At 26.4% G+C, this 837-nt stretch carries 2 protein-coding genes; both read right to left on the bottom strand.

Going from position 1 to position 837, the window contains the following annotated elements:
* Positions 1-98: 98 nt before the first annotated feature.
* The gene (locus TP70_RS01275) at positions 99-320 is read right to left on the bottom strand and encodes a hypothetical protein (RefSeq protein WP_042740154.1); all 222 of its coding nucleotides are present in this window, start codon (positions 318-320) and stop codon (positions 99-101) included.
* Position 321: 1 nt separating this feature from the next.
* The coding region (locus tag TP70_RS01270) for a ParA family protein (protein ID WP_044358762.1) at positions 322-837 on the bottom strand (516 nt) is incomplete at its 5' end.

Below are 837 nucleotides of genomic sequence, written 5' to 3'. Positions count from 1 at the left end.
CCCCTCCACTATTAATAGTTATAATATATCAATATTTTTAGATAACAACAAAAAATTACTGGTTTTATTCTTAGTATATTTCCTGAATTAAGTTAAAATTATAGATTGTATTTTTCTTTCAAACTCTCCATTGCTTCAGAAACTATGTCCACCAGATTTTTTCCTGTTTTCGCTTTAATTTGATAGGCAACTGACCAATCATCAATGTACATTTTAATAGATTTAGTTTCTCTTACTTCTTTCTTTTTAGTTATCATTTCATCAAATATTTTCTCATCTTTATATTCATTTTTTACCATTTCATTGTTAAAATTTCCCATTTTATTTCCTCTCAATCTTTTTTAAAATTTCATTTTTTACATCTATATACATTCTCATTGTTTTTTTATCATGGGCTTTGTGCTCTGTTACTCCTTGTTCTCCCCAAGTAACCACTCGATCACTAGAACGTATGTAATTCTCAAACACATCTTTATCAAAAAGGTTATTCATCTTATCCATAACACTTCTATTAGTAGCACCTCGTTGATTCACTAAATATGGTAATAAACCCAAGAATTTTAAATTTTTCTTTTTATTCTGTTGAATATTCCCTAAATAGCTATAATATTTCTTAGCAGATATAAAACTGTCTTCTTCAGTTTTAGATGTTATCAAAACGTAATCAGACGCACATACAGCATTATTAGATAAAATCCCTGTTGATGGTCTTGTATCAATAATAATATAATCATAATTAGATTTAATAGGTTTTAAAAGAGAATTTAATAAAAAATACTCTCCTTTTTCATCAAAATTTTTAATAACATACTTATCAAAACTCTCTAGAGACCAATC

It is taken from the genome of Staphylococcus microti, from assembly GCF_000934465.1.
Lineage (GTDB): Bacteria > Bacillota > Bacilli > Staphylococcales > Staphylococcaceae > Staphylococcus > Staphylococcus microti.
The sequence above is the reverse complement of the archived record's forward strand: the minus strand, read 5'-3'. Positions and strand labels throughout refer to the sequence as shown.